The organism is Georgenia sp. H159, assembly GCF_035607575.1.
In the GTDB taxonomy this organism is placed as follows: Bacteria; Actinomycetota; Actinomycetes; order Actinomycetales; family Actinomycetaceae; genus Oceanitalea.
Map to the genome: position 1 here is coordinate 50,001 of NZ_JAYDZY010000012.1, position 23,797 is coordinate 73,797.

The following is a 23,797-nucleotide window of genomic DNA, read 5'->3' on the forward strand; positions in this document are numbered from 1 at the left end:
CACGAGGCCCTGGCAGACTGGTGCGATGGACTTCGCCGAGGTCGTCCGCCGCCGCCACATGGTGCGCCGTTACACCGGCGAGCCGGTCGACCCGGCCGCGATCGACCGGATGCTGCGTCACGCGCTGCGGGCGCCGAGCGCGGGGTTCAGCCAGGGGTGGGCCTTCCTCGTGCTCGACCAGCCCGCCGACGTCGCGCGGTTCTGGCGGGCGACGACGCCGCCGGACAGAGCGGCCGCGCTCGACGGCTGGCTGCGCGGGATGCGCGCGGCGCCGGTCGTGATCGTCCCCCTGTCCTCCGAGGCGGCGTACCTGGAGCGGTACGCGGAGCCGGACAAGAGCGGTCCCGAGCACACGTGGCCGGTGCCGTACTGGCACGTCGACGCCGGCATGGCCGCGCTCCTCATGCTGCTCACGGCGACGGAGGAGGGGCTGGGAGCGTGCTTCTTCGGGATCACCGCCGACCGGCTCCCGGCGTTCCACGAGGAGTTCGGGGTGCCGGCGCGCTACGCGCCCGTCGGCGCGATCACCGTCGGGCACCCGGCACCGGGGAAGCAGCCCGCGGGCTCGGCGGCGACCCGGCGGCGCAAGCCGCTGGCCGAGGTGGTCCATCGCGGCGGCTGGCAGGGCTGAGGCGCCGCGGCCGACCGTCTCCCGGACGCCGGACCGCGCGGTCCGGCGCACCTGAGAGACTGCCGCCATGGACCTGACGATCGGCTACGCGGCGGCCCTGGAGCAGTTCCATCCGACCGAGGTGCTCGAGATCGCGGCGCTGGCCGAGCGCCACGGGTTCTCCGGCGTCATGGCCGCCGACCACTTCCAGCCGTGGACCCCGGCGCAGGGGCAGGCGGCGTTCGTGTGGAACGTGCTCACCGCGCTCGGGGAGCGCACCCGCGGGGACATCGGCCCCGGCGTCACCGCGCCCACCTTCCGCTACCACCCGGCCATGGTGGCCCAGGCCTCGGCGACCCTCGCGGCGATGTACCCGGGGCGGCACTGGCTCGGCGTGGGTTCCGGGGAGGCGCTCAACGAGCACGTCGTGGCGCCGTACTGGCCGGAGGCGCCCGAGCGGATCAACCGGATGTTCGAGGCCGTGGACGTCATCCGCCGCCTCTTCGCCAACTCGGCCGCGGGCAAGGACACCAAGCACTCGGGGGCCTTCTACCGGCTGGAGTCCACCCGCCTGTGGACGATGCCAGCCGAGCCCCCGCCCGTCTACGTCGCGACCGGAGGCCCGGTGACCGCGCGCCGGGCGGGCAAGCACGCTGACGGCCTCATCACCGTCGGTGCGCCGCCGGAGAAGGTGGCCGGCCTGTTCGACCGGTTCGCCGGTGGCGCCCGGGAGGCCGGGAAGGACCCGGCGACCATGCCGCGCATCCTCCAGCTGCACCTGTCGTGGGCGCCGACCGACGAGGAGGCGATGGCCAACGCGCTGGAGCAGTGGCCCAACGGCGCGATGCGGTTCCCCAAGGCGGACATCCGGTCGCCCTTCGACTTCGCGGCCATGGCCAAGCTCGTGCGGCCCGAGGACTTCGCCGGGCGGATGACCATCTCTGCGGACCCCGACGTCCACCGGGCGGAGATCCAGAAGTACGTCGACCTCGGGGTCGACCGCCTCTACCTGCACAACGTCGGGCGCAACCAGCGCGAGTGGGTCGAGGTGTTCGGCCGTGAGGTCCTACCGAAGGTGAGGCGCTGATGCTGCTCGTCCAGTCCGTCGAGGGACTGCCACCGGTCACCGGCGGCGACGACCTCGCCGCCGTCGTCGCCCCGGCGCTCCGGGAGCTGCGGTGGCCCGACGGGTCGACCGGTGTGCGCGAGGGCGACGTCGTCGTCGTCGCCAGCAAGGTCGTGGCCAAGGCCGAGCGACGGCTGGTGGCGGCCCGGAGCCGGGAGGAGCTCGAGGCCGTCATCGACTCCCAGACGGTGCGCGTCGTGGCCGAGCGGGTCCGACCGGACGGCTCCTCGTTGCGCATCGTGCAGAACCCGCAGGGACTCGTGCTCGCCGCGGCGGGCGTCGACACCTCCGACGTCCCGCTCGGCACGGCGCTCCTGCTGCCGGAGGACCCGGACGCCTCCGCCCGCACGCTGCGCCGCGGGCTCGACGCCCGGCTGGGTGTGCGCCCCGGGGTCGTCGTCACCGACACCGTCGGGCGGCCGTGGCGCGAGGGCGTCACCGACATCGGGATCGGGGCGGCCGGGATCATCACCCTCCAGGACCACCGCGGCCGGCGGGACGGTTACGGGCGCGAGCTGCGCGTCACCGTCGTCGCCGCCGTCGACGAGATCGCCGCGGCCGCGGACCTGGTCAAGGGCAAGGTGGACGGGCGGCCGGTCGCCGTCGTCCGCGGGATGGGCCACCTCGTCACCCGCGAGGACGGCGACGGCGCCCGGGTGCTGGCCCGGCCCGCCGAGGACGACCTCTTCCGCGAGGGGACGGCCGAGGCCTACGCCCGCGGCCTGGCGGATGGCCGCGCGTAGCAGCGACCACCTCGGCACTGCGATGGTCAACACCTGCCGCGAGAGCGTCGGGCGCCGGTAGGGTGCCAGTGCCTGCCGGCAAGCCGGCGGGCGTCGTCGCCCGCCAGGCGATCATGCCGACGCAGCGAGCGACAGTCCGCACGCACCGCACTCCGTGACCGGAGTCCTGCCCCGAGGAGCCCCGTGGAACTCGCCGGCCCAGTCCTGATCGTCGCCGCGGTGGTCATCGCGGTCCTTGTCCTGACCGTCATCGGCTTCGTCTACGCGAAGGTGCGGTTCAAGATCGCCACGCCCGACGAGGCGCTGATCATCACCGGCCGCAAGAGCGGCACGCCGGTGATCAACCCCGAGACCGGCGACGAGACCACCGACCTGTCCGGCCAGCGCGTCGTCATCGGCGGCGGCACGCTGGTCAAGCCCGTCTTCGAGCAGGTCGCGCGGCTGTCGCTCGCCTCGCAGAGCTTCTCCGTGACGGCCGAGGACGCCACGACGAAGAGCGGTGTCGGCGTCACGCTGCGTAGCATCGCCGTCGTCAAGGTCGGTGGCACCGAGCGCATGGTGCGCGCAGCGGCCCAGCGTTTCGCCGGGCGCGGCCAGGAGCAGGTGATCGAGCAGCAGACGAGCGAGGTGCTCGTCGGTGTGCTCCGCACGATCGCGGGAACGCTGACCGTCGAGTCGATCCTCTACGAGCGGCAGGACTTCTCCAAGGAGGTCAAGGACATCGCCGTCCCGATGCTCGCCGAGCGCGGCCTGATCCTGGAGAACTTCGAGATCCAGACCGTCGAGGACTCCGGGGACTACATCCGCAACCTCGGGCGTCCCCGGGCGGCCGCGGTGGCCCGTGACGCGGAGATCGCCGAGGCCCAGGCACGGCAGGAGAGCACCGAGCGCTCGAACGAGGCCGCGGTCCAGATCGCGGAGTCGAACAAGGCGCTGGCGCTGCGCAACGCGCAGATCGCCCAGGAGACCGCCACCGCGGAGGCGGAGGCCGAGGCGGCGAAGGAGCGTGCCGAGGCGGAGGCGCAGCAGGCCGTGCTCGTGCAGCAGGAGCAGGTGGCCCTGCGGCGGGCGGCGCTGCGTGAGCAGGAGCTGCAGACCGAGGTGCGCAAGCCCGCCGAGGCGCGCAAGTACGAGGCCGCGCAGGAGGCCGACGCCCGCAAGTACGCGGCCGAGCAGGAGGCCGAGGCCGCCAAGACGGCCGCGATCCGCAAGGCCGAGGCCGAGGCCCAGCGCACGACGGCGCAGGCCGACGCCGAGGCGTCCGCGTCCCGCGCACGTGCCGAGGCCGCCCTCGTCGAGCAGCAGCGCCGGGCCGAGGGCGCACTCGCACTCGCCCGTGCCGAGGCGGACGGTGTGCAGGCCCGCGGTGAGGCCGAGGCCGCCGCCGAGCGCGCCAAGGGCGAGGCGCGCGGTGCCGCGATCAAGGCGGAGTCCGACGCCTACCAGGCCTTCCCGGAGTCGGCCCGCCTCCAGCTGGTGCTCGACGCGCTGCCGAGGATGGCCCAGCCCTACGCCGACGCGTTGGGCAGCATCGACGACATCACGGTCATCGACAAGGACGGGGCGGCCAAGCTCACCGACCAGGTCGCGGGCGGTGTCCAGGAGCTCGCGGTGCTCCTCAAGGCGCAGACCGGTATCGACCTGCTCGAGCTGCTCCGCGGGGGCCGGGCAGGTGGCGCACGGCCGGAGGAGGCCGTGCCGGCCGGCCGCACCGCCGCAGCCGGTCACGTGGGCAGCGACGGGACGGCGTAGCAGCCCGTAGGTCGCGGGCTGGGCTCCCGGCGGAGCCCGCCGCGCGCCCGGGTCAGGTGCGGTCGTAGACGAGCATGTCCCGCCCGCCGGCCAGGACCCGCTGCGCCCGCACGCCGTAGACCCGGGAGACGAGCTCCTCGGTGAGCACCTCACCCGGCGGCCCGGCCGCCACGACGTGCCCGCCGTCGAGCACGACGACGTGCGCGCAGTAGCGCAGCGCGTGGTTGAGGTCGTGCAGGGCGGCGAGCACGGTGACACCGCCGGTGGTCAGGTCCTCGGCCAGGTGGAGGACGTCGAGCTGGGCGGCGACGTCGAGGTGGTTGGTCGGCTCGTCGAGCAGCAGCAGCCGCGGTGCCTGGGCGAGCGACCGGGCGAGGTGGACGCGTTGGCGCTCGCCGCCGGAGAGCGTGGCGACGTCGCGGCCGACGAGATCGGCGGCACCGGCCCTCCGCAGCGCGGCGTGGGCGATCGCGAGGTCCTCGGGCGAGTCCGAGCCCCACGCGGCGCGGTGCGGGGTACGGCCGAGCAGGACGACGTCGAGCACGTCCAGGCTCACCGGTGCCGCGGAGTCCTGCTCGACGAGGGCGAGCTCCCGGGCCCGCGCCCGGCGGGACATGGTGGCCAGCTCCCGGCCGTCGAGGAGCACCGTCCCGACGTCGGGGCTCAGGGCGCCGACGAGCAGCCGCAGGAGCGTCGACTTTCCCGAGCCGTTCGGTCCGACGACGGCGCTGACGGCGCCTGCCGGCAGCCGGGCGGCCACCGAGCGCAGCACCCGGTGCTGCCCGATGCTCAGCCCCAGCTCGGCGACGGTCAGCTCCGCGGGCGCGGTCGCCGTCACGGCCTGCGCCGTCGTCGTCCGCCCGCTCACAGCCGGCTCCGACGGAGCAGGACGGCGAAGACGGGTGCGCCGATCGCGGCGGTGAGGATGCCGACGGGCAGCTCCCGTGGCTCGAACAGGGTGCGGGCCGCGGTGTCCGCGAGGAGCAGGAACAGCGCCCCGACGAGCGCCGCGACCGGCAGCACGCGGTGGTTGCGGGAGCCGAGGACCAGCCGCACGGCGTGCGGGACGACGAGCCCGACGAAGCCGATCGCCCCGCACACCGAGACGAGCACCGCGGTGAGCAGCGTGACGACGACGAGCAGCAGCCACCGTGCCCGGCGCACGTCGACACCCAGGGAGGATGCCGAGACGTCCCCGAACGCGAAGGCGTCCAGCACCCGCGCCCGGGAGGCGAGCAGCCCGCCGAGGACGACCGTCCCACCGACCGCGAGGAGGGCCTCGGGCCAGGTGATGCCGCCGAAGGAGCCGAGCAGCCAGGACAGGATCTCGCGGTAGGAGTCCCCGGTCGCCGACCAGAAGATCACGAAGCTCACCAGGGCGGCGCACGCCTGCCCGACGGCGACGCCGGCCAGCACGGTGCGCACCGGCGGCAGCCCGCCGCCGCGGCCGGCCGCGAGGAGCAGGGTGAGCACGAGCGCACCGATGGCGCCGACGAAGGCGGCGACGGGGAGCAGGACGGTCATCCCGAGGACGAGGACCGCGACCGCTCCGAGCGAGGCGCCCGAGGACACCCCGAGCAGGTAGGGGTCCGCCAGCGGGTTGCGGACCACGGCCTGCATCACCGTTCCGGCGATCGCCAGCCCGGCACCCACCGCGGCCGCGGCGACGACGCGGGCGCCGCGCCCCTGCCAGACGATGGCGTCCTGGATCTGGGTGAGCGTGTCCGCGGCGCAGGTCGCCCCCGGCGCGACCGCCGTGCACACGTGGTGCCAGGCCGAGCCCCACACCTGCCCCACCGTGATGGAGGCCGGTCCGACGGTCAGCGCCCAGGTCATCGCGAGGAGCAGGAGGCCGAGCAGCGTGACGACGGTGCCCGCCAGCGCGAACCGTCCCCGGTCGGCCCGTCCGGACGACGCACGGCCGGGTGCCGGGTGCGGGGCGGCCGTCCCAGCGGAGGACAGGACCGGCGGCGTCGCGCCTCGGGTGCTCGTCACGGGACGTCCCCGAGCTCGGTGAGCTGACGGGTGAGGTCCGCGACGGCGGCGACGTTGCGCACGCCCGCCTCCGTCGCGGGGAACGGCACGGTGAGGTAGCGCTGCTCCTGGACGGCCGGCATCGCGGCGGTCACCGGGTTCGACTCGAGGACCTCGATCTTGTGCTCGGCGGAGTTCCATGCCGAGTCGACGAGGACGAGGACGTCGGGGGAGCGGTCCGCGACGGCCTCCCAGGACAGCGAGGTCCAGGTCTCCGCGACGTCGTCGGCGACGTTGGTCAGCCCGGCCGCGGCCATGATCATCTGCGGTGCTCCGATCCCGGCGCCCACGAAGGGCGTGTCGGAGCCCGAGGAGTACCACAGGGCCGTGAGTCCCTCGCCCGTGGGACTGACGGCGTCGAGGGCGGCACGCTGCTCCGCCACGAGCGCCGCCGCCTCCTCCTCGGCGCCGAGCATCGACCCGACCTGCTCGATCTCGGCGAAGACGTCCTCGAAGGTGAGCGGCTGCGGCTGGTACGCCGGGTCCTGGCAGGCGGACGGGGAGACGAAGGTGGAGACCCCCAGCTCCTCGTACCCGGCACGCTCGCCGGCGCCGTCGTCGGACAGGTTGGACTCCCACCCGGCGTAGACGAGGTCGGGTGCGAGGTCGAGGACCGACTCCCGGGAGGGGTTCTTCTCGGCGAGCACGGGAGGCTCCGCGACGCCGTCGGGAAGCGGCCCGTCGGAGAAGGCGGTGCCGACGATGCGGTCGCCCGCTCCGAGCGCGATGACCATCTCGGTGGCCGAGGACTTGATCGTCACGATCCGCTCGGGCGGCGCCGGGAGCGTCGTCTCCGTGCCACAGCTGGACACCGCGACCGGGAAGCCGCTCCCGTCGGCGGGTGTCGCGACCTCGGGTGTCGCGACCTCGTCGGCGGGCGCGCCGGAGCAGGCGGCGAGGAGAAGGAGGAGGCCGCCGAGGGCGACACTGGGACGGGTGCGGGGCATGAGGACTCCAGGCAGGGTTCGGTGAACTCTGCGCAGTCACAGCGCCGCGCGTGGACCGCGGGCCAAGGTCGAGGCCCACCACCGGGACGTCCCGGGGTCCGCTGCCGACCCTACACCTCCACCCCGGTCCCGCCCAGCCGCCCTCGGGGGCGACCGCACGCGGAGACGGGAGTGCGACTCGTCGGCGTCAGTCCGACGTCCGTGCAGCCTTGCGGCGCCCGCCGGCGTCGTCGGTCATGTCCTCGAGCTCGCGGCCCTTCGTCTCGGGGACCTTCGACAGCACGAAGAGCAGCGAGAGCAGGGCACAGGTCGCGTACACGCCGTAGGCCAGGGTCAGCGAGATGCTCGAGAGCGTCGGGAAGGTCGTGGACACCGCGAAGTTGGCCAGCCAGTTCGCCGCCGAGGCCACCGAGACGGCGGTGGCGCGGATCTTGTTCGGGAACATCTCCCCGAGCATCACCCACATGATCGGGCCCCACGTCGCGCCGAAGGAGACGACGAAGAGGTTGGCCGCGACGAGCGCGATCGTGGCCCACGGCTGTGGGAGCGAGACGTCCTCGCCGGTGCCCTGGGACTGGGAGAAGGCCAGCGCCATCGCCCCGAGCGTGACCGTCATGCCGGCCGAGCCGAAGATGAGCAGCGGTCGGCGGCCCACCTTGTCGACGAGCAGGATCGCCACGACGGTGACGAGGACGTTCGTCACCGAGGTGATGACCGACGTCGTCAGCGCCTGGCTCTCATCGAACCCGACCGAGCGCCACAGCGTCGTGGAGTAGTAGAAGATGACGTTGATCCCGACGAACTGCTGGAAGATCGCCAGCGCGATCCCGACCCACACGATCGGCTTGAGCCCCATCGACGCGCCCTTGAGGTCCGCGAGGCTCTCGCGGGCCTCCCGCTTGAGCGAGGTGCGGATCTCCTTGATCTTGGCGGCGACGTCCCGCACGCCGGTGTACCTCGTGAGGACGTCGGCGGCCTCCTCCTCGCGGTGCTGGTCGACGAGGTAGCGCGGCGACTCCGGGATGGTGAGGGCGAACAGCCCGTAGAGGAGCGCGGGCACGGCCTCGGCGAGGAACATCCACCGCCACGCCTCCTGACCGAGCCACAGCATCTCGGCGGCGCCGCCGGCGGCGTCGGCGAGGAAGGCGTCGCTGAGCAGCGCCGCGAAGATGCCGAGGACGATCGCCAGCTGCTGCAGCGAGCCGAGCCGGCCACGGACGTGCGCCGGGGACACCTCGGCGATGTAGGCCGGCGCGATGACCGAGGCCGCGCCGACACCGAGCCCGCCCAGGGAACGCCAGGCGATGAGGTCCCAGGTGCCGAAGGCGAGGCCGGAGCCGATCGCGGAGATGGTGAAGAGTGCCGAGGCCACGAGCATGACCCGGATGCGGCCCTGCCGGGCGGCCAGCGGTCCCGCGAGCCACGCGCCGAGCACGCAGCCGAGCAGCGCCGAGGACACCGCGAAGCCCTGGAGGAACCCGCTGATGCCGAAGTCGGCGCTCATCGCGTCGATCGCGCCGTTGATGACGGCGGTGTCGAAGCCGAACAGGAAGCCGCCCATGGCGGCTGCCAGGCTGATGCCGAGGATCCTCCCGTTGAGCGGGGTCGGCGCGGTGTCGCTGGTGCTCATCTGCCACTCCTCCTCGTTGCGTGGTCGCACGCTAGCGCCGACGACCGTGAACGGCGCGGGGAGAACGGGGCGCCCGAGCATCCGGTACGCCAAAAGGCCTTGCTCCCGCCGCCGGTGGCGGTAGCGTTCCCTGCACCCCTCGCCGTCGAGGTGGAGCAGTCACGCACAGTCACATCACGGGTACAGGGACTCGTCCCGCACCGGCAGGCTCAGGCGCGGACGGTCCGGTAACCGGTGCGACACCGCCCCGAAACATCGGTCTGGGAGCTTTCCCCGAGCAGCACAGGACACGTGGAGGCAGCAGTGACCATTGTCAGGGCAGCGATCACCCAGACCACCTGGACCGGCGACAAGGAGTCGATGCTCGACAAGCACGAGCAGTTCGCGCGCGACGCCGCCGCCCAGGGCGCGCAGGTGATCTGTTTCCAGGAGCTCTTCTACGGCCCGTACTTCGGGATCACCCAGGACCAGAAGTACTACCGGCTCGCCGAGCCGGCGGACGGTCCGATCGTGCAACGCTTCGCGGCCCTGGCCAAGGAGCTCGGCATGGTCATGGTGCTGCCGATCTACGAGGAGGACCAGCCCGGGATCTACTACAACACCGCCGTCGTCGTCGATGCCGACGGCACCGTCCTGGGCAAGTACCGCAAGAACCACCTGCCCCACCTGGAGAAGTTCTGGGAGAAGTTCTACTTCCGCCCCGGGAACCTGGGCTACCCGGTCTTCGACACCGCCGTCGGGAAGGTCGGCGCCTACATCTGCTACGACCGACACTTCCCCGAGGGCTGGCGCGAGCTCGGGCTGCGCGGCGCGCAGCTGGTGTTCAACCCCAACGCCACCAAGCCGGGCCTGTCGAACCGGCTGTGGGAGGTCGAGGGCCCCGCCGCCGCCGTCGCCAACGGCTACTTCGTGCTCCAGCCCAACCGGGTGGGGCTCGAGGACAACGAGTACGGCGAGGACGCCGTCTTCTTCTACGGCACCAGCCAGGTCATCGACCCCAGGGGCAACCACGTCGGCGAGCTCGGCTCCCCGGAGCAGGAGGAGGTCCTCATCCGGGACCTGGACCTCGACCTCGTGCGCCAGATGCGCGACGACTGGCAGTTCTACCGGGACCGCCGTCCGGACACCTACACCGCGATCCCGCAGCCGTAGGCAGCCAACCAGCGAAAGGAGCTGTGCATGAGCACCACCCTGATCACCGGCGGCACCGTGGTGAGCGCGACCGGCCGTGGCGCTGCCGACGTCCTCGTCGACGGCGAGCGGATCGTCGCGGTCCTCGCCCCCGGCAGCGTCCTGCTCGGCACCGACCTCGCCGCCTCCGTGGACCGGGTCGTCGACGCCTCCGGGAAGTACGTCGTCCCCGGCGGCATCGACGCCCACACCCACATGGAGCTGCCCTTCGGCGGGACGAACGCCTCCGACACCTTCGAGACGGGGACCCGTGCGGCGGCCCACGGCGGCACCACGACGATCATCGACTTCGCCGTCCAGAAGCACGGGGAGCGCGTCCAGGACGGCCTCGCCGCGTGGCACGAGAAGGCGGCCGGGAACTGCGCGATCGACTACGGCTTCCACCAGATCATCGGCGGCGTCGACGACGACGCCCTCGCCGCGATGGACTCCCTCGTCGCCGAGGGGGTGACGAGCTTCAAGCTCTTCATGGCCTACCCCGGGGTGTTCTACGCCGACGACGCGCAGGTGCTGCGGGCGATGCAGAAGTCCCGGGAGCTCGGCCTGCTGACGATGATGCACGCCGAGAACGGCCCGGCGATCGACGTCCTCGCCGCTCAGCTCGTCGCCGAGGGCAAGACCGGGCCGTACTACCACGGCATCGCCCGGGCCTGGCAGCTCGAGGAGGAGGCCACCCACCGCGCGATCATGCTCGCCGACGTCACCGGGGCACCGCTGTACGTCGTGCACGTGAGCGCCAAGCAGGCCGTCGCCCAGCTCGCCGCCGCGCGGGACGCAGGGAAGAACGTGTTCGGGGAGACCTGCCCGCAGTACCTCTACCTGTCCCTGGAGGAGCAGCTCGCCGCGGGTGGGCAGGACGGCTTCGAGGGCGCGAAGTGGGTGTGCTCCACGCCGCTGCGCTCCCGGGAGGAGGGCCACCAGGACGCGATGTGGCAGGCGCTGCGCACCAACGACCTCCAGATGGTCTCCACCGACCACTGCCCCTTCTGCTTCAAGGACCAGAAGGAGCTGGGCCGCGGCGACTTCCGGGCCATCCCCAACGGGATCGGCGGGGTGGAGCACCGGATGGACCTCATGTACCAGGGCGTGGTCACCGGCCGGCTCACCCTCGAGCGCTGGGTCGAGCTCACCTCCACCACCCCCGCGCGGATGTTCGGGCTGTACGGGCGCAAGGGCGTCATCGCGCCGGGCGCCGACGCCGACATCGTCGTCTACGACCCGGAGGGGCACACCTCGATCGGCTACGAGAAGACCCACCACATGAACATGGACCACTCCGCGTGGGAGGGCTTCGAGATCGACGGGCACGTCGACACGGTCCTGTCCCGCGGCAAGGTCGTCGTCGACGACGGCGCCTACCTCGGCCGCAAGGGCGACGGCCGGTACCTCAAGCGCGACCTCACCCAGTACCTCACCTGAGGAGACGGACATGGACTTCGGCGTGGTCCTGCAGACCAACCCGCCCTCCCGGCGGGTCGTGGAGCTCGGTGTGGCGGCGGAGCGGTACGGCTTCAGCCACGTGTGGAGCTTCGACTCCCACGTGCTGTGGCAAGAGCCCTACCTCATCCACTCCCAGATCCTCGACCGCACCACCCACGTGAAGGTCGGGCCGTTCGTCACCAACCCGGCGACCCGGGACTGGACGGTCACCGCCTCGCTGTTCGCGACGCTCAACGAGATGTACGGCAACCGCACCGTGTGCGGGATCGGGCGGGGGGACTCCGCGGTCCGGGCGACCAGCGGCAAACCCACCACCCTGGAGACGCTGCGCGAGGCGATCCACGTCATCCGCGAGCTCGCCAACTCCCGCCCGGTGGAGTACCACGGCACCGAGGTGCGGCTGCCGTGGAGCGTGGGCTCCGAGCTCGAGGTGTGGGTCGCCGCCTACGGCCCGCGCGCCCTGGAGCTCACCGGTCAGGTGGGGGACGGGTTCATCCTCCAGCTCGCCGACCTCGACATCGCCGAGTGGATGATCGCCAAGGTGCGCCACGCCGCCGAGCAGGCGGGCCGCGACCCGGACGCGCTCACCATCTGCGTCGCGGCCCCCATGTACGTCGGCAGCGACTGGGAGCACATGCGCGACCAGTGCCGCTGGTTCGGCGGCATGGTGGGCAACCACGTCGCCGACATCGTCGACCGCTACGGCACCGACGGCGCGGTCCCGCGGGCGCTCACGGACTACATCGCCGGACGCCAGGGCTACGACTACAGCGAGCACGGCCGCGCGGGCAACACGCACACCGAGTTCGTTCCCGACGAGATCGTCGACCGCTTCTGCGTCCTCGGCGAGCCGGCCCAGCACGTCGAGAAGCTGCGCGCGCTGCAGGAGCTCGGGGTCGACCACTTCGCCGGGTACCTCCAGCACGACGACCTCGACGGCACCCTGCGTGCCTACGGCGAGTCGGTCATCCCCGAGCTGCGCAGCACGGTCCCGGCCCACGACTGACCGATGAGCGCCCCACCGGTCCGGCTGCCGAGACGACGGTCGGGCGTGCCCTGGGGCTGGGGGCTGGCCGGGGTGCTCACCGTCGTCGCGCTGTGGGAGGGCTACAAGCTCCTCGGACCGGCCGACGGCGTCGTCGTCGCGGGCGCCCGGGTCCTGCCGCGCACCACCGACCTCGCGATGCCGCACAGCTGGGACATGCTCACCCGGCTCCTCGACCCCGTGACCCGCGCCGCGGAGCAGCCGCTGTGGGCGGCGGTGACCTCGGCCGCGCTCTTCACGCTGGGGATCGCTGCCGCCGGGTGGGCGGTGGGCGTCGTCGTCGGGGTCGGGCTGGCGCTGGTCATGCTGCGCTGGCGGATCGCCGAGTGGGGCCTGCTGCCCTGGATCGTGCTGAGCCAGACCGTCCCGCTCATCGCCTTCGCCCCGGTGGTGCGCAGCTGGGGCGCGAGCTTCCGCATCGGACCGCTCGTGTGGCAGGACTGGATGTCCGTCGCGCTCATCGCCTCCTACCTCGCCTTCTTCCCGATCGCGGTCGGGGCCCTGCGCGGCCTGCAGTCGCCGCAGCGCCTGCACCTCGAGCTCATGCACACCTACGGCGTGGGCTGGTGGACCACGCTGCGGAGGCTGCGGCTGCCGGCGTCCGTCCCCTACCTGCTGGCCGCGCTCCGGCTGGGGGCGGCCAACGCGGTCATCGGGGCCGTCGTCGCCGAGGTGTCCACGGGGCTGCAGGGCGGCATCGGGCGCATCATCATCCAGTACGCCGGGCAGGCCTCCGGTGACCCCGCCAAGGCGTGGGGACCGATCCTGGGCGCCGTCGTCCTGGGACTCGTCGCCGCCGGGTCGGTGGCTCTGCTCGGGCTCGTGCTGCGCGACTACCGACGAGTGGAGGTGGTCGCGTGAGCGTCACCGACCGGAGCACCACTGCCCCCGCGGTGCGGGCGCGGGGGGTGGACAAGACCTTCGCCACGCGCGAGGGCGAGCTCCAGGCCCTCATCGGCATCGACCTCGACGTCGCAGCGGGGGAGTTCGTCTCCCTCATCGGGCCGTCCGGCTGCGGCAAGTCCACGCTCATGCGGCTCGTCGCCGACCTCGACCAGCCCACCGCCGGCACCGTCGAGGTGTTCGGCAAGGACGCGCGGCAGGCACGCCTCGACCAGGACTACGGCATCGCCTTCCAGCAGGCCGGCCTGCTGCCCTGGCGCACCGTGAGGGACAACGTCGCGCTGCCTCTCGTCCTGCACCACGTCGGCCGGACCGAGCGGGAGTCACGGGTCGCCGAGCTGCTCGAGCTGGTCTCGCTCGGCGAGTTCGCCGACCGGTACCCGGACCAGCTCTCCGGGGGGATGCAGCAGCGCGTCGCCATCGCGCGGGCGCTCGCCGAGAAGCCGCGGCTGCTGCTCATGGACGAGCCGTTCGGGGCGCTGGACGAGATGACCCGCGAACGCATGCAGACCGAGCTCGTGCGCATCTGCGCCGAGACGGGCGCCGCCGTCGTCTTCGTCACCCACTCCATCCCCGAGGCCGTCTACCTCTCCGACCGGGTCGTGGTCATGTCCGCCCGACCGGGACGCATCTCCCAGGTCGTCCCCATGCGCCTCGACCCGACGGCGGACCGGACCGCGGAGCTGCGCGAGGAGGACGCGTACTTCGAGATGATCACCGCGGTGCGCGAGGCCCTGCACGGCGGCAGCGCGGTTCCCCGCGGGGCGGAGACCCGCTGATGGCCGCCGCGACCGGGACCCTGGGGCGCCGCGGGCCGGCGGTCGCGCGCGTCGTGGCGCCGGTTGTCGTGGGGCTCGCGGTCCTGGCGGTCTGGCAGTTCCTCGTCAGCGTCGTCGGCGTCAGCGACTACCTGCTGCCGAGCCCGGCCGCGATCGCCGACCAGCTCGTCGCCTTCGCACCCTCGATGGTGTCCGGGTCGCTCGTCACCGCGCGGAACGCGCTCGTCGGTCTCGTCGTCGGCACCGTGCTCGCCGTCCTGCTGGCGGCGCTCGCCGCGGCATCGAGGCGGATCGACGCGATGACCGCACCGGTCATCGCCGCGCTGGCCGTCATCCCGATCGTGGCCACGGCCCCGGTGCTCAACACGATGTTCGGTGCCGACACCCAGTTCTCCCGGCAGGTGATCGCCGGCCTCGCGTCCTTTGTCCCGGTGTTCATCAACACGCTGCGCGGCCTGCGCCAGACGCTGCCGGTGCACCGCGACCTCATGCGGGTCTACGCCGCGACACCCGCGCAGGTGCTGCGGACCGTCACGCTGCCCACCGCGCTGCCCTACACGTTCACCGGCGTGCGGATCGCCTCGTCGCTCGCCGTCATCTCCGCGCTCGTCGCGGAGTACTTCGGTGGGCCCCGCGGCGGCCTGGGGAGCCTGATCTCGACGTCGGCCGCCTCGAGCGCCTACCCCCGGGCCTGGGCGTACGTCGTGGCCTCCATCGTCGTCGGGCTGGCGTTCTTCCTCGTGGCACTGGCACTGGAGCAGGCCGCGGGCCGGCGCGCGGGAGGCGGCTGACGAACGGCGGGCGGAACGATCCGGATCGATGAGAGGAAGCCTCATGAGGAACCGCACCACAGGCACGTTCGGCGTCGCCGTGCTCGCCACCGCCCTGCTGCTCGGAGCGTGCTCGGAGACCACCGAGGACCCGCCGGCCGGCGGCGGGGCCACGGACGGAGCGGGCGAGCAGCTCACCCCCGTCCGGCTGCAGCTGCAGTGGCTGCCGCAGGGCCAGTTCGCCGGCTACTTCGCCGCCCAGGACCAGGGCTACTTCGCCGACGAGGGCCTGGAGGTGGAGATCATCGAGTCCGGCGGCGACATCGTGCCGCAGGACGCCCTGGCCAACGGCGACGCCGACTACGCCATCGCCTGGGTGCCCAAGGTCCTCGGGTCCATCGAGGGCGGGGCGGACCTCACGAACATCGCGCAGATCTTCCAGCGCTCGGGCACGCTGCAGGTCTCCTGGGCGGACTCCGACATCGACTCCGTCGCCGACTTCGAGGGCCGCCGCATCGGCTCGTGGGGATTCGGCAACGAGTGGGAGATCTTCGCCGCGATGGCCGCCGAGGGCCTGGACTCCTCCACGGTGGAGATCATCACCCAGGATTTCAACATGAACGCCTTCCTCCAGGGCGACATCGACGCCGCCCAGGCGATGACCTACAACGAGTACGCCCAGCTGCTCGAGAGCGTGGACCCGGACACCGGGGAGCTCTACACGCCCGAGGACTTCACCGTCATCAGCTACGAGGACACCGTCGGGGCGATGCTCCAGGACGCGATCTGGGCCGACACGCAGCGCCTGGAGTCCGACCCCGAGTACCAGGAGACGACCGTCGCGTTCCTGCGGGCCGTCATCCGCGGCTGGGTCTACGCCGCGGACAACCCGCAGGAGGCCGCGGACATCGTGCTTGCCGCCGGGTCCGGCTGGGGCCCGAGCCACGAGCTGTGGATGGTCAACGAGACCAACAAGCTCATCTGGCCGGCGCCCGAGGGCATCGGTGTCATCGACGAGGAGGCCTGGGACCGCACGGTCGAGGGCGCCCTGTCGGCCGTCAACGAGACCGGCGCGTCCCCGATCACCACCGAGCCACCGGACACCGCCTGGTCCAACGAGTGGATCCAGCAGGCGCTGGACGACCTCTCCGACGAGGACCTCGACCTCACCGGAGAGAGCTTCACCCCGATCGAGGTCACCCTCACCGAGGGTGGCAACTGAGAAGGAGGCAGTGGAATGTCCCAGCACCCCACGACCGAGCAGGAGATCCGCGACCTCGACCGCGCCCACGTGTTCCACTCGTGGTCCGCCCAGGGCGCGCTCGACCCCATGGTCCTGGCCGGTGGCCGCGCGAGCACGGTGTGGGACCACGCCGGCCGCGAGTACCTCGACCTGTCCTCCCAGCTCGTCAACGTCAACATCGGCCACCAGCACCCCGCCGTCGTCGCCGCGATCCGGGAACAGGCCGAGATCCTCACCACCGTGGCCCCGCCGCACGCCAACGCCGCCCGCAGCGAGGCCGCCCGGCTCGTCACCGAGCGCGCGCCCGCGGGGATGGACAAGGTGTTCTTCACCAACGGGGGTGCGGACGCGGTCGAGAACGCGATCCGGATGGCGCGACTGCACACCGGGCGCGACAAGGTGCTGTCCACCTACCGCTCGTACCACGGCAACACCGGTGCGGCGATCGTCGCCACCGGGGACTGGCGGCGGGTGCCCAACGAGTACGCCCGCGGGCACGTCCACTTCTTCGGGCCCTACCTCTACCGCAGCGAGTTCTGGGCGACCACCCCCGAGGAGGAGAGCGAGCGCGCGCTGCACCACCTGGAACGGGTCATCCTCAGCGAGGGACCGCAGTCCGTCGCCGCGGTCCTCCTCGAGACGGTCCCCGGCACCGCCGGGATCCTCGTCCCGCCGCCCGGCTACCTCAGCGGGGTGCGGGAGCTGACCCGGCGGCACGGGATCATGCTCGTCCTGGACGAGGTCATGGCCGGCTTCGGGCGCACCGGCCGGTGGTTCGCGCTCGACGGGTACGACGTCGTCCCCGACCTCATCACCTTCGCCAAGGGGGTCAACTCGGGGTACGTGCCCGCCGGCGGCGTCATCCTCTCCGAGGAGGTCGCCGCCACCTTCGACGAGCGAGTCTTCCCCGGTGGGCTCACCTACTCCGGGCACCCGCTGGCGATGGCGAGCATCGTCGGCTCGATCACCGCGATGGCCGGCGAGGGGATCGTCGAGCACGCCGCCCGGATCGGCGCGGAGGTGCTCGGCCCCGCCCTGGCCGAGCTCGCCGACCGGCACACCGTCGTCGGGGAGGCCCGCGGCGAGGGCGTGTTCTGGGCGCTGGAGCTCGTCGCCGACCCCGCCACCCGGGAGCCGGCGAGCGGTGCGGTGATGGGCCGGGTGAAGTCCGAGCTCCTGGCCCGCGGGGTGCTGCCGATGATCGTCGACAACCGCATCCACGTCGTGCCGCCGTGCGTCATCACCCCCGAGGAGGTGGCCCGTGGCGTGGCCGTCCTCGACGAGGTCCTCGCCCTGGACCTGCTGGCCTGACCGACCGTTCGAAGGAGAGCACCATGACCACGACCACCACCGAGGTCCTCGACCACTGGATCGGGGGCGCCACCCACGCCGGCACCGGGGCCCGGACCGGACCGGTCTACGACCCGGCGAAGGGGGTGGTGACCAAACAGGTCCGCCTCGCCTCCGCGGCCGACGTCGACGCCGCGGTCCGGTCCGCGCAGGAGGGGTTCGCCGCCTGGAGCCAGGTGTCCCTGGCCAAGCGGCAGCAAGTGCTCTTCGCCTTCCGCGAGCTGCTCTCCGCCCGCCGGGAGGAGCTGGCCCGGATCCTCACCTCCGAGCACGGCAAGGTGCTCTCCGACGCCGGCGGGGAGATTGCCCGCGGCCTGGAGGTCGTCGAATTCGCGTGCGGCGCCGCGGCGCACCTCAAGGGGGAGTACTCCGTCAACGTCTCCACGGGCGTGGACGTCTACTCGGTCGTCCAGCCGCTCGGCGTCGTCGGAGTCATCAGCCCGTTCAACTTCCCCGCGATGGTGCCGCTGTGGTTCTTCCCGCTGGCGATCGCCGCCGGCAACGCCGTCGTGCTCAAGCCCTCGGAGAAGGACCCGAGCGCGGCGAACTGGATGGCGGAGCTGCTGCGGGAGGCCGGGCTGCCGGACGGCGTGTTCAACGTCGTCCACGGCGACAAGGAGGCGGTCGACGCCCTCCTCACCCACCCCGACGTCGCCGCCATCTCCTTCGTCGGGTCGACCCCGATCGCCCGGCACGTCTACGAGACGGCCACCTCCCACGGCAAGCGGGTCCAGGCCCTGGGCGGGGCGAAGAACCACATGCTCGTGCTGCCCGACGCCGACCTCGACCTCGTCGCCGACGCCGCCGTCAACGCCGGGTTCGGCTCCGCGGGGGAACGGTGCATGGCGATCTCGGTCGTGCTCGCGGTGGACACCATCGCCGACGAGCTCGTCGCCAAGGTGCGGGAACGGATGTCCGGTCTGCGCACCGGGGACGGGCGCCGCGGCTGCGACATGGGCCCGCTCATCACCGGTGAGCACCGGGACAAGGTGGCCTCCTACCTCGACGTCGCGGTCGGGGACGGCGCCGACCTCGTCGTGGACGGCCGCGGGGTGGAGCCCGACGGCGACCCCGGCGGGTTCTGGCTCGGGCCCACCCTGCTCGACCGCGTCCCGACGTCCTCCAAGGCCTACGCGGACGAGATCTTCGGCCCCGTGCTCTCGGTGGTCCGGGTGTCCGGGTACGAGGAGGGGCTGGGGATCATCAACGCCAGCCCGTACGGGAACGGCACCGCGATCTTCACCAACGACGGCGGAGCGGTCCGGCGCTTCCAGCTGGAGGTGACCGCCGGGATGATCGGGGTCAACGTCCCGATCCCGGTGCCGGTGGCCCACTACTCCTTCGGCGGGTGGAAGGCCTCGCTGTTCGGCGACGCCAAGGCCTACGGGCCGCACGGCTTGGCGTTCTACACCCAGGAGAAGGCCGTGACCAGCCGCTGGCTCGACCCCAGCCACGGGGGGCTCAACCTCGGCTTCCCGGAGCACGACTGACCGGCCGCGCCGCCCGGGGGTGCCCGTGGGCCGCGCGGGTCAGCCGCCCAGCTCCCGGTCGCGGTCGGCGACCGCCTGGACGGCGCGGACGATGGCGGGGGAGAACCCGGACTCCTCCATCGCGACGATCCCGGCGATGGTCGTGCCCCCGGGGGAGCACACCATGTCGACGAGGTCCGCCGGGCTCACGCCGTCGGCGGCGCGCTCGAGGACCATGCGGGCGCTGCCGAGCACGGCCTGGGCCGCGATGCGTGTGGCCAGCGCCTTGGGCAGGCCACCGCGGACGGCGCCGCGGGCCAGCGCGTCGATGAAGGTGAAGACGAACGCGGGGGAGGAGCCGGCGATCGCGGTGTAGGTGGCAAAGTCCTTCTCGGGGAGCTCGACCGCCTCGCCCACGGCCGCGAAGATCTCCACCACGCGGGCGACGTCGTCGGCGCTCGCGGCCTCGTTGCCGCACACCGCGGCCATCCCGGCGCCGATCATCGCGTTGACGTTCGGCATGACGCGGACGACGGGCACCTCGCCGCCGGGGAGCCGCTCCTCGAGGGCCGCCAGCGAGATGCCCGCGGCGATCGACACGAGCACCGGGCGGCGCCGGACGACGGTCGCGGCGAGCCCGCCGAGGACGGCGGGCAGCACCTGCGGCTTGACGGCGAGGACGACGACGTCACTACCCGTGACGACCGCCTCCGCCGACGGCGCCACGGAGGCCCCGACGTCGTCGGCGAGGCGCTGGGCGGCGTCCGCGGCGACGTCGTAGAGGAGGACGTCCCCGCCCGGGACCACGCCCGCCGCGGTCGCGCCGCGCACGATGGCGCCGGCCATGGTGCCTGCCCCGATGAACCCGATGGTCATGCTGCCTCCCGCTGCCGTCTGCGAACCGCCCCAGTATCCACGGCGTCCCGCCCGCGCGGCCAGGCACCATGGGGGCATGGACACCCCGCACCCCACAGCCGCCCGGCGCGCCCTCGTCACCGGTGCCTCGAGCGGGATCGGCGCCGCCACCGTGCGCCGCCTGCGCTCCGACGGGTGGGACGTCGTCGCCACCGCACGCCGGGAGGACCGGCTCGCCGCGCTCGCCGAGGAGACGGGCGCCGTCGGCGTCCCGGCCGACCTCACGAGCGAGGACGACGTCGCCGCCCTCGTCGCGTCCGTCCGCTCCGGTGGCGCGCTCCACGCCCTCGTCAACAACGCGGGCGGGGCGCGGGGAGCGGACCCGGTCGAGACCGGCAGGGTGGCGGACTGGCGGGCGATGTTCGAGGTGAACGTGCTGGCCACGCTGCGGCTCACCCAGCTGCTCCTGCCGGACCTGCGCGACTCCGGTGCCGGTGACGTGCTCGTCGTGTCGTCGACGGCGGCACTCGACACCTACCCCGGCGGTGGCGGCTACGTCGCCGCCAAGCACGCGGAGCGGGCCATCGCCACCACGCTGCGTCTCGAGCTCGTCGGGCAGCCGGTCCGCGTCATCGAGATCGCGCCCGGCATGGTGCGCACCGAGGAGTTCTCACTCAACCGGCTCGGCGACGAGGAGGCGGCGGCCCGGGTCTACGAGGGGGTCGCCGAACCGCTCGTCGCGGAGGACGTCGCCGACGCGATCGCGTGGACGCTCGGGCGCCCCCACCACGTCAACGTCGACCTCATGGTCCTGCGGCCCCGCGCCCAGGCCTCGAACACCGTGGTGGCCCGGGAGTAGCGGTCAGCGCCGGACGGCGGGGTCGGCGACGAGGCCGCGCTGGATCCGGCGCGACCCGCGCCACAGGGCCACGGCGGGGACGGCGCTGACGGCGGCGAGGACGGCGCTCGCCGCCGAGAGGACGACGCCCACGACCACCTCGCCGCCGGTCGCGCCCGCGAGGCGCCAGATGCCGAACCCGACGGCGCACAGGGCCAGGACGGCGAGCAGGCCGGCGAGCGAGCTCAGCAGCACGCGGGGGAGGAGCTCGGGCCGCAGGGTGGACAGCAGGGCGTGCAGCTGCCGCCCGAACGACGCCGGCGCGTCGGGTGTCGCGACCATCCAGCTCTCCGCGGCTCTGGAGAGCCGCGCTCCCGCCCGCAGGAGCTCGGTCCCGCGGCGGGCGGCCCACGTCCCGCCGGCGACGCCGGCGAGGACCGCGATCGCCCCGAGGAGGGCGCTGCCCGCAGGCTCTCCGTCGACGACGGTCGCACCGATTGCCACGACCCCGACGACGGCGGCGGCCACGCCACCGACGACCCCCAGCCAGAGCCCGAGCCCGGTGAGCAGCCGTCGGCCGTCGGTGTAGGCACCGAGCAGCGTGGCGACGGCCCGCCGGCGGGCGGGGCCGCTCGGCTCGTCGGTGCCGGCGAGGTAGGGCTCGGCGGCGGCGGGGACGAACCTCACCGTGCGTCGTCCTCCGCGGGCAGGTCGGTGACCGGCAGCACGGCGCCGGCCCGGGCGACACCCTCGGGTGCGCTCGTCCCGACGTGGACGCCGGCGGCGATGGCGCTGACGACGTGCGCGAGGAGCGGGCGGTGGTCGGGGTCGGGGGAGCTGCCGGTGACGACGACGAGGTCGTGGGGCCGGTCCGGCAGCGCCACGGCGACGACGCAGCTCCCCAGCCGCTCGACCGGCGGCCGGTCCGGACCCGCCGGCTCCTCGGCCGCTGAGGACGTGGCGCCGTGCGCCCGGCCGAGCCGGGTCTGCGGGGTGAGGGTGAGGAAGGCCTGGACGGCCGTCCGGCCGTCGACGAGCGTGATGTCCTCGGTCGCCTCCACGGTCCCGGCGTGACCGAGCGAGCGCTCGACGAGCGCGACCGGGTTGACCTCGCCGCTGGTCACCTGCTCGATCGTCGTCGAGAACGTCCAGACGGCCGGCTCGTCGTCGACCGAGGTGACGACCACCCCGGCGGAGGTGACGCCGGACCCGGCGACGGCCTCGCGGGCGGCGCGCAGACCGGTGAGCAGGGCGTCGGTGCGCTCACCCAGGTGCGCGCGGGCCGGCTCGAGCATCTCGCGCCAGTGGCTCTCGGCGCGGGCGTCGGTGTCGAAGGCGGCGATCTCCACCCAGCCGGGTGGCGTGGGCACCCAGAACTGCTCGCGGGTCGCGGTCGTCGTCACTGGTCCTTCCTCTCGGCGATGTCGCTGCGCTGCTCGTGGGTGACGAAGCCGTGCCCACCGAAGAGGTTGCGGAACCGCTCGGTGGTGCGGCCGACCGGGTCGCCGACGTCGTTGAGGCTCTCGCTCGTGTCCATGACGCTCTTGCTCTCCTCATACGTCCGGCCGGTGACGTAGCCCCACGTCGCGAGCGGGCCGACCGGGTTGAACGACAGTGCCGCCGTCGCCGTCGCCCCGGCTCCACCGGTGCCGCGGGAGATCCCCGCGACCGCCGGGACGAGCCCGGACATGCCACCGGAGCTCACGGCCATCGTGCCCAGGCCCTGGACGATCTTGCCGAGACCGGCGCCGGCGAGCAGGCCGAGGGCGCCGGTGAGCATCTCGGTCGCGTCCTCCCGGCCGCCCGCGAACTGGAGGAAGTCGACCGCGACGGCCGCGCCGCCGAGGATGAGGCCCGCCATGCCGAGCCAGCCCACCGGCCCGGAGAAGATGAGCGCGAGGATCGCCGCGACGGCGACGACGACGGCGAGGATGTCGATGATGTCCTCGAGGACGGGCAGGACGTAGTCCTGGAACCAGTCCTCGACGTCCCCGAGCCAGTCGGTGAAGCCGTCCCACATGCTCGAGTCGGGCGCGTCGTCGGCGGCGCACGAGATGCAGGCCGCGACGTAGTCGGCCTCGCTCGCGTAGGTCTGCGCCAGCGAGTAGGCCTCGGAGCGGACCTGCTCGAGCTCCGCGGTGGCCGCGGACAGCTGGTTGGCGGGCCCGTCGGTGTCGACGTCCGGGTTCTCGCTCTGCTGGGCCGCGGTGAGGTCGTCCGCGGCGTTGGAGACGTTGCTGACCGCGGTGGCGGCCCGGGTCTCGAGCTCCTCGGCCTGCTGCTGGAAGGTGAGCAGCGACGACGCCCAGGTCTCCAGCGCGGCGGCCGCCGTCTCGAAGCTGTCGGCCGCGGTCACGACCTTCGGCGTGAGCTCGGTCGACATCGTCTCGTGGAACGCGGTGGCGGTCTCGCCCTGCCAGTTCTGCTGACCGGTGCCGCCGAGGACGTCGGCCGCCTCACGGATCTGGGCGGCGGTGGTACGTACCTGCTCCGCGACCGACTCGGCGGCGCTCAGCGTGCCGGGTGCCGGGTCGAAGCCGAGGGCGGGGAAGGAGCGGACGCTCACGAGGCCTCACCGTCCGTGCTCTCGAGGGAGGCCTTGAGCGCGGCGTCGAGCTCGGCGAAGCCCTCGGCGATGACCCGCAGCCCCTCCGCCCCGCTGCCGGACACCTCGGCGAGCTCGCCGATGCCGTGGTTCCACTCCTCGCCGAAGCTGCTCAGCCGCTGCCGCAGCTGGTCGTGCCCCGTGACGTCCCCGGGGACCGAGGACATCGCCCCCGCCGCGCCGGACAGCGTCTCGCGGATGTTCTCCAGCGTCGTCCTCGTCGCAGCCAGGGCGTCACCGTCGATGAACAGGTCGACCACGTGTGCCTCTCCTCTCGCCGGACGTGCGCGGTGCACGTCACCCGGGGACCATCATGGCGACAACGGCGCACGGTGGACAGCGACGCGCATAGGGAGAACTCCCCATCCCCGGACCTGCCCGGGAGCGGGCTACACTGGCCCGAGCAAAGGCATCGACCCGGCCATCACCGGTGAGCCGCCGGAAGAACGGAGCGCGAGCTCCCAGTA

23 protein-coding genes are annotated in these 23,797 nt (G+C 73.1%); 14 read left to right on the top strand and 9 right to left on the bottom strand.

The annotated features are described in order from the left end of the window. The first annotated feature begins 25 nt into the window (after nt 1-25). From VR894_RS15430 to VR894_RS15445, 4 genes are all read left to right on the top strand, one after another. Nucleotides 26-631 (top strand): nitroreductase family protein, encoded by a 606-nt coding sequence (locus VR894_RS15430; RefSeq protein WP_324652942.1) that lies wholly within the window; start codon nt 26-28, stop codon nt 629-631. Between the two features lie 67 nt (nt 632-698). Next, the gene (locus VR894_RS15435; RefSeq protein ID WP_324652944.1) at nt 699-1,697 is read left to right on the top strand and encodes a TIGR03557 family F420-dependent LLM class oxidoreductase; all 999 of its coding nucleotides are present in this window, start codon (nt 699-701) and stop codon (nt 1,695-1,697) included. Beyond that, on the top strand, nt 1,697-2,479 hold the full coding sequence (cofE, locus tag VR894_RS15440; protein ID WP_324652946.1) for a coenzyme F420-0:L-glutamate ligase: 783 nt from the start codon (nt 1,697-1,699) through the stop codon (nt 2,477-2,479). The genes VR894_RS15435 and cofE overlap by 1 nt, the downstream gene beginning before the upstream one ends. Before the next feature lie 183 nt (nt 2,480-2,662). Then, on the top strand, nt 2,663-4,231 hold the full coding sequence (locus VR894_RS15445) for an SPFH domain-containing protein (RefSeq protein WP_324652948.1): 1,569 nt from the start codon (nt 2,663-2,665) through the stop codon (nt 4,229-4,231). Between the two features lie 52 nt (nt 4,232-4,283). On the opposite strand, the gene VR894_RS15450 is transcribed toward VR894_RS15445, so the two are convergent. The 4 genes from VR894_RS15450 to VR894_RS15465 all read right to left on the bottom strand — a co-directional run bounded on the left by VR894_RS15450 (nt 4,284) and on the right by VR894_RS15465 (nt 8,842). Beyond that, entirely contained in the window at nt 4,284-5,099 is an 816-nt protein-coding gene (locus VR894_RS15450) for an ABC transporter ATP-binding protein (RefSeq protein ID WP_324652950.1), read from the bottom strand. Then, a complete protein-coding gene (locus VR894_RS15455; RefSeq protein ID WP_416380853.1) occupies nt 5,096-6,226 on the bottom strand; it encodes an iron chelate uptake ABC transporter family permease subunit in 1,131 nt (376 codons plus the stop codon). Before VR894_RS15455 ends, VR894_RS15450 begins: the two co-directional genes overlap by 4 nt. Next, nucleotides 6,223-7,212 carry a putative F420-0 ABC transporter substrate-binding protein gene (locus VR894_RS15460; protein ID WP_324652952.1) on the bottom strand — a complete coding sequence of 330 codons (990 nt, stop codon included), beginning with the start codon at nt 7,210-7,212 and terminating at the stop codon, nt 6,223-6,225. The genes VR894_RS15455 and VR894_RS15460 overlap by 4 nt, the downstream gene beginning before the upstream one ends. A gap of 187 nt (nt 7,213-7,399) precedes the next feature. Next, the gene (locus tag VR894_RS15465) at nt 7,400-8,842 is read right to left on the bottom strand and encodes a sugar porter family MFS transporter (RefSeq protein ID WP_324652954.1); all 1,443 of its coding nucleotides are present in this window, start codon (nt 8,840-8,842) and stop codon (nt 7,400-7,402) included. A gap of 303 nt (nt 8,843-9,145) precedes the next feature. On the opposite strand from VR894_RS15465, the gene VR894_RS15470 reads away from it, so the two are divergent. The 9 genes from VR894_RS15470 to VR894_RS15510 are packed head-to-tail and all read left to right on the top strand — an operon-like array spanning nt 9,146 to nt 19,053. Then, nucleotides 9,146-9,994 carry a nitrilase-related carbon-nitrogen hydrolase gene (locus VR894_RS15470; protein WP_324652956.1) on the top strand — a complete coding sequence of 283 codons (849 nt, stop codon included), beginning with the start codon at nt 9,146-9,148 and terminating at the stop codon, nt 9,992-9,994. 27 nt (nt 9,995-10,021) lie between these two features. After that, nucleotides 10,022-11,452, top strand: coding sequence for a dihydropyrimidinase (gene hydA / locus VR894_RS15475; RefSeq protein WP_324652958.1), 1,431 nt, complete (start codon nt 10,022-10,024; stop codon nt 11,450-11,452). Between the two features lie 10 nt (nt 11,453-11,462). After that, the gene (locus VR894_RS15480) at nt 11,463-12,479 is read left to right on the top strand and encodes a TIGR03842 family LLM class F420-dependent oxidoreductase (protein ID WP_324652960.1); all 1,017 of its coding nucleotides are present in this window, start codon (nt 11,463-11,465) and stop codon (nt 12,477-12,479) included. A 3-nt stretch (nt 12,480-12,482) separates the two neighbouring features. Next, nucleotides 12,483-13,379, top strand: a complete 897-nt coding sequence (locus VR894_RS15485) for an ABC transporter permease (RefSeq protein WP_324652962.1) — start codon at nt 12,483-12,485, stop codon at nt 13,377-13,379. Continuing rightward, complete coding sequence (locus VR894_RS15490; RefSeq protein ID WP_324652963.1) at nt 13,376-14,200, top strand: ABC transporter ATP-binding protein; 825 nt, start codon at nt 13,376-13,378, stop codon at nt 14,198-14,200. Before VR894_RS15485 ends, VR894_RS15490 begins: the two co-directional genes overlap by 4 nt. Next, nucleotides 14,200-14,991 (top strand): ABC transporter permease, encoded by a 792-nt coding sequence (locus VR894_RS15495; protein ID WP_324652965.1) that lies wholly within the window; start codon nt 14,200-14,202, stop codon nt 14,989-14,991. The genes VR894_RS15490 and VR894_RS15495 overlap by 1 nt, the downstream gene beginning before the upstream one ends. 43 nt (nt 14,992-15,034) lie before the next feature. After that, nucleotides 15,035-16,192 carry an ABC transporter substrate-binding protein gene (locus VR894_RS15500; RefSeq protein WP_324652966.1) on the top strand — a complete coding sequence of 386 codons (1,158 nt, stop codon included), beginning with the start codon at nt 15,035-15,037 and terminating at the stop codon, nt 16,190-16,192. Between the two features lie 15 nt (nt 16,193-16,207). Continuing rightward, complete coding sequence (locus VR894_RS15505) at nt 16,208-17,524, top strand: aspartate aminotransferase family protein (RefSeq protein ID WP_324652967.1); 1,317 nt, start codon at nt 16,208-16,210, stop codon at nt 17,522-17,524. A gap of 23 nt (nt 17,525-17,547) precedes the next feature. Beyond that, a complete protein-coding gene (locus VR894_RS15510) occupies nt 17,548-19,053 on the top strand; it encodes a CoA-acylating methylmalonate-semialdehyde dehydrogenase (RefSeq protein ID WP_324652969.1) in 1,506 nt (501 codons plus the stop codon). Between the two features lie 39 nt (nt 19,054-19,092). On the opposite strand, the gene proC is transcribed toward VR894_RS15510, so the two are convergent. Beyond that, nucleotides 19,093-19,908, bottom strand: coding sequence for a pyrroline-5-carboxylate reductase (gene proC / locus VR894_RS15515; protein ID WP_324652971.1), 816 nt, complete (start codon nt 19,906-19,908; stop codon nt 19,093-19,095). A 76-nt stretch (nt 19,909-19,984) separates the two neighbouring features. Here proC and VR894_RS15520 point away from each other — a divergent pair, with 76 nt between their 5' ends. Further along, the gene (locus VR894_RS15520) at nt 19,985-20,746 is read left to right on the top strand and encodes an SDR family oxidoreductase (RefSeq protein WP_324652972.1); all 762 of its coding nucleotides are present in this window, start codon (nt 19,985-19,987) and stop codon (nt 20,744-20,746) included. A gap of 3 nt (nt 20,747-20,749) precedes the next feature. On the opposite strand, the gene VR894_RS15525 is transcribed toward VR894_RS15520, so the two are convergent. The 4 genes from VR894_RS15525 to VR894_RS15540 are packed head-to-tail and all read right to left on the bottom strand — an operon-like array spanning nt 20,750 to nt 23,590. Beyond that, complete coding sequence (locus VR894_RS15525; RefSeq protein WP_324652974.1) at nt 20,750-21,412, bottom strand: hypothetical protein; 663 nt, start codon at nt 21,410-21,412, stop codon at nt 20,750-20,752. After that, complete coding sequence (locus VR894_RS15530; protein WP_324652976.1) at nt 21,409-22,128, bottom strand: hypothetical protein; 720 nt, start codon at nt 22,126-22,128, stop codon at nt 21,409-21,411. The genes VR894_RS15525 and VR894_RS15530 overlap by 4 nt, the downstream gene beginning before the upstream one ends. Continuing rightward, nucleotides 22,125-23,291 carry a putative T7SS-secreted protein gene (locus VR894_RS15535; protein WP_324652978.1) on the bottom strand — a complete coding sequence of 389 codons (1,167 nt, stop codon included), beginning with the start codon at nt 23,289-23,291 and terminating at the stop codon, nt 22,125-22,127. The genes VR894_RS15530 and VR894_RS15535 overlap by 4 nt, the downstream gene beginning before the upstream one ends. Beyond that, nucleotides 23,288-23,590 (bottom strand): hypothetical protein, encoded by a 303-nt coding sequence (locus tag VR894_RS15540; RefSeq protein WP_324652979.1) that lies wholly within the window; start codon nt 23,588-23,590, stop codon nt 23,288-23,290. The genes VR894_RS15535 and VR894_RS15540 overlap by 4 nt, the downstream gene beginning before the upstream one ends. Nucleotides 23,591-23,797 lie beyond the last annotated feature (207 nt).

Bases quoted from the DNA above. Each gene is read 5' to 3' on its own strand.
- VR894_RS15430 (WP_324652942.1), top strand. From the start codon at position 26: ATGGACTTCGCCGAGGTCGTCCGCCGCCGCCACATGGTGCGCCGTTAC.
- VR894_RS15435 (WP_324652944.1), top strand. From the start codon at position 699: ATGGACCTGACGATCGGCTACGCGGCGGCCCTGGAGCAGTTCCATCCG.
- cofE (WP_324652946.1), top strand. From the start codon at position 1,697: ATGCTGCTCGTCCAGTCCGTCGAGGGACTGCCACCGGTCACCGGCGGC.
- VR894_RS15460 (WP_324652952.1), bottom strand. From the start codon at position 7,212: ATGCCCCGCACCCGTCCCAGTGTCGCCCTCGGCGGCCTCCTCCTTCTC.
- VR894_RS15465 (WP_324652954.1), bottom strand. From the start codon at position 8,842: ATGAGCACCAGCGACACCGCGCCGACCCCGCTCAACGGGAGGATCCTC.
- hydA (WP_324652958.1), top strand. From the start codon at position 10,022: ATGAGCACCACCCTGATCACCGGCGGCACCGTGGTGAGCGCGACCGGC.
- VR894_RS15480 (WP_324652960.1), top strand. From the start codon at position 11,463: ATGGACTTCGGCGTGGTCCTGCAGACCAACCCGCCCTCCCGGCGGGTC.
- VR894_RS15485 (WP_324652962.1), top strand. From the start codon at position 12,483: ATGAGCGCCCCACCGGTCCGGCTGCCGAGACGACGGTCGGGCGTGCCC.
- VR894_RS15495 (WP_324652965.1), top strand. From the start codon at position 14,200: ATGGCCGCCGCGACCGGGACCCTGGGGCGCCGCGGGCCGGCGGTCGCG.
- VR894_RS15500 (WP_324652966.1), top strand. From the start codon at position 15,035: ATGAGGAACCGCACCACAGGCACGTTCGGCGTCGCCGTGCTCGCCACC.
- VR894_RS15505 (WP_324652967.1), top strand. From the start codon at position 16,208: ATGTCCCAGCACCCCACGACCGAGCAGGAGATCCGCGACCTCGACCGC.
- VR894_RS15510 (WP_324652969.1), top strand. From the start codon at position 17,548: ATGACCACGACCACCACCGAGGTCCTCGACCACTGGATCGGGGGCGCC.
- proC (WP_324652971.1), bottom strand. From the start codon at position 19,908: ATGACCATCGGGTTCATCGGGGCAGGCACCATGGCCGGCGCCATCGTG.
- VR894_RS15520 (WP_324652972.1), top strand. From the start codon at position 19,985: ATGGACACCCCGCACCCCACAGCCGCCCGGCGCGCCCTCGTCACCGGT.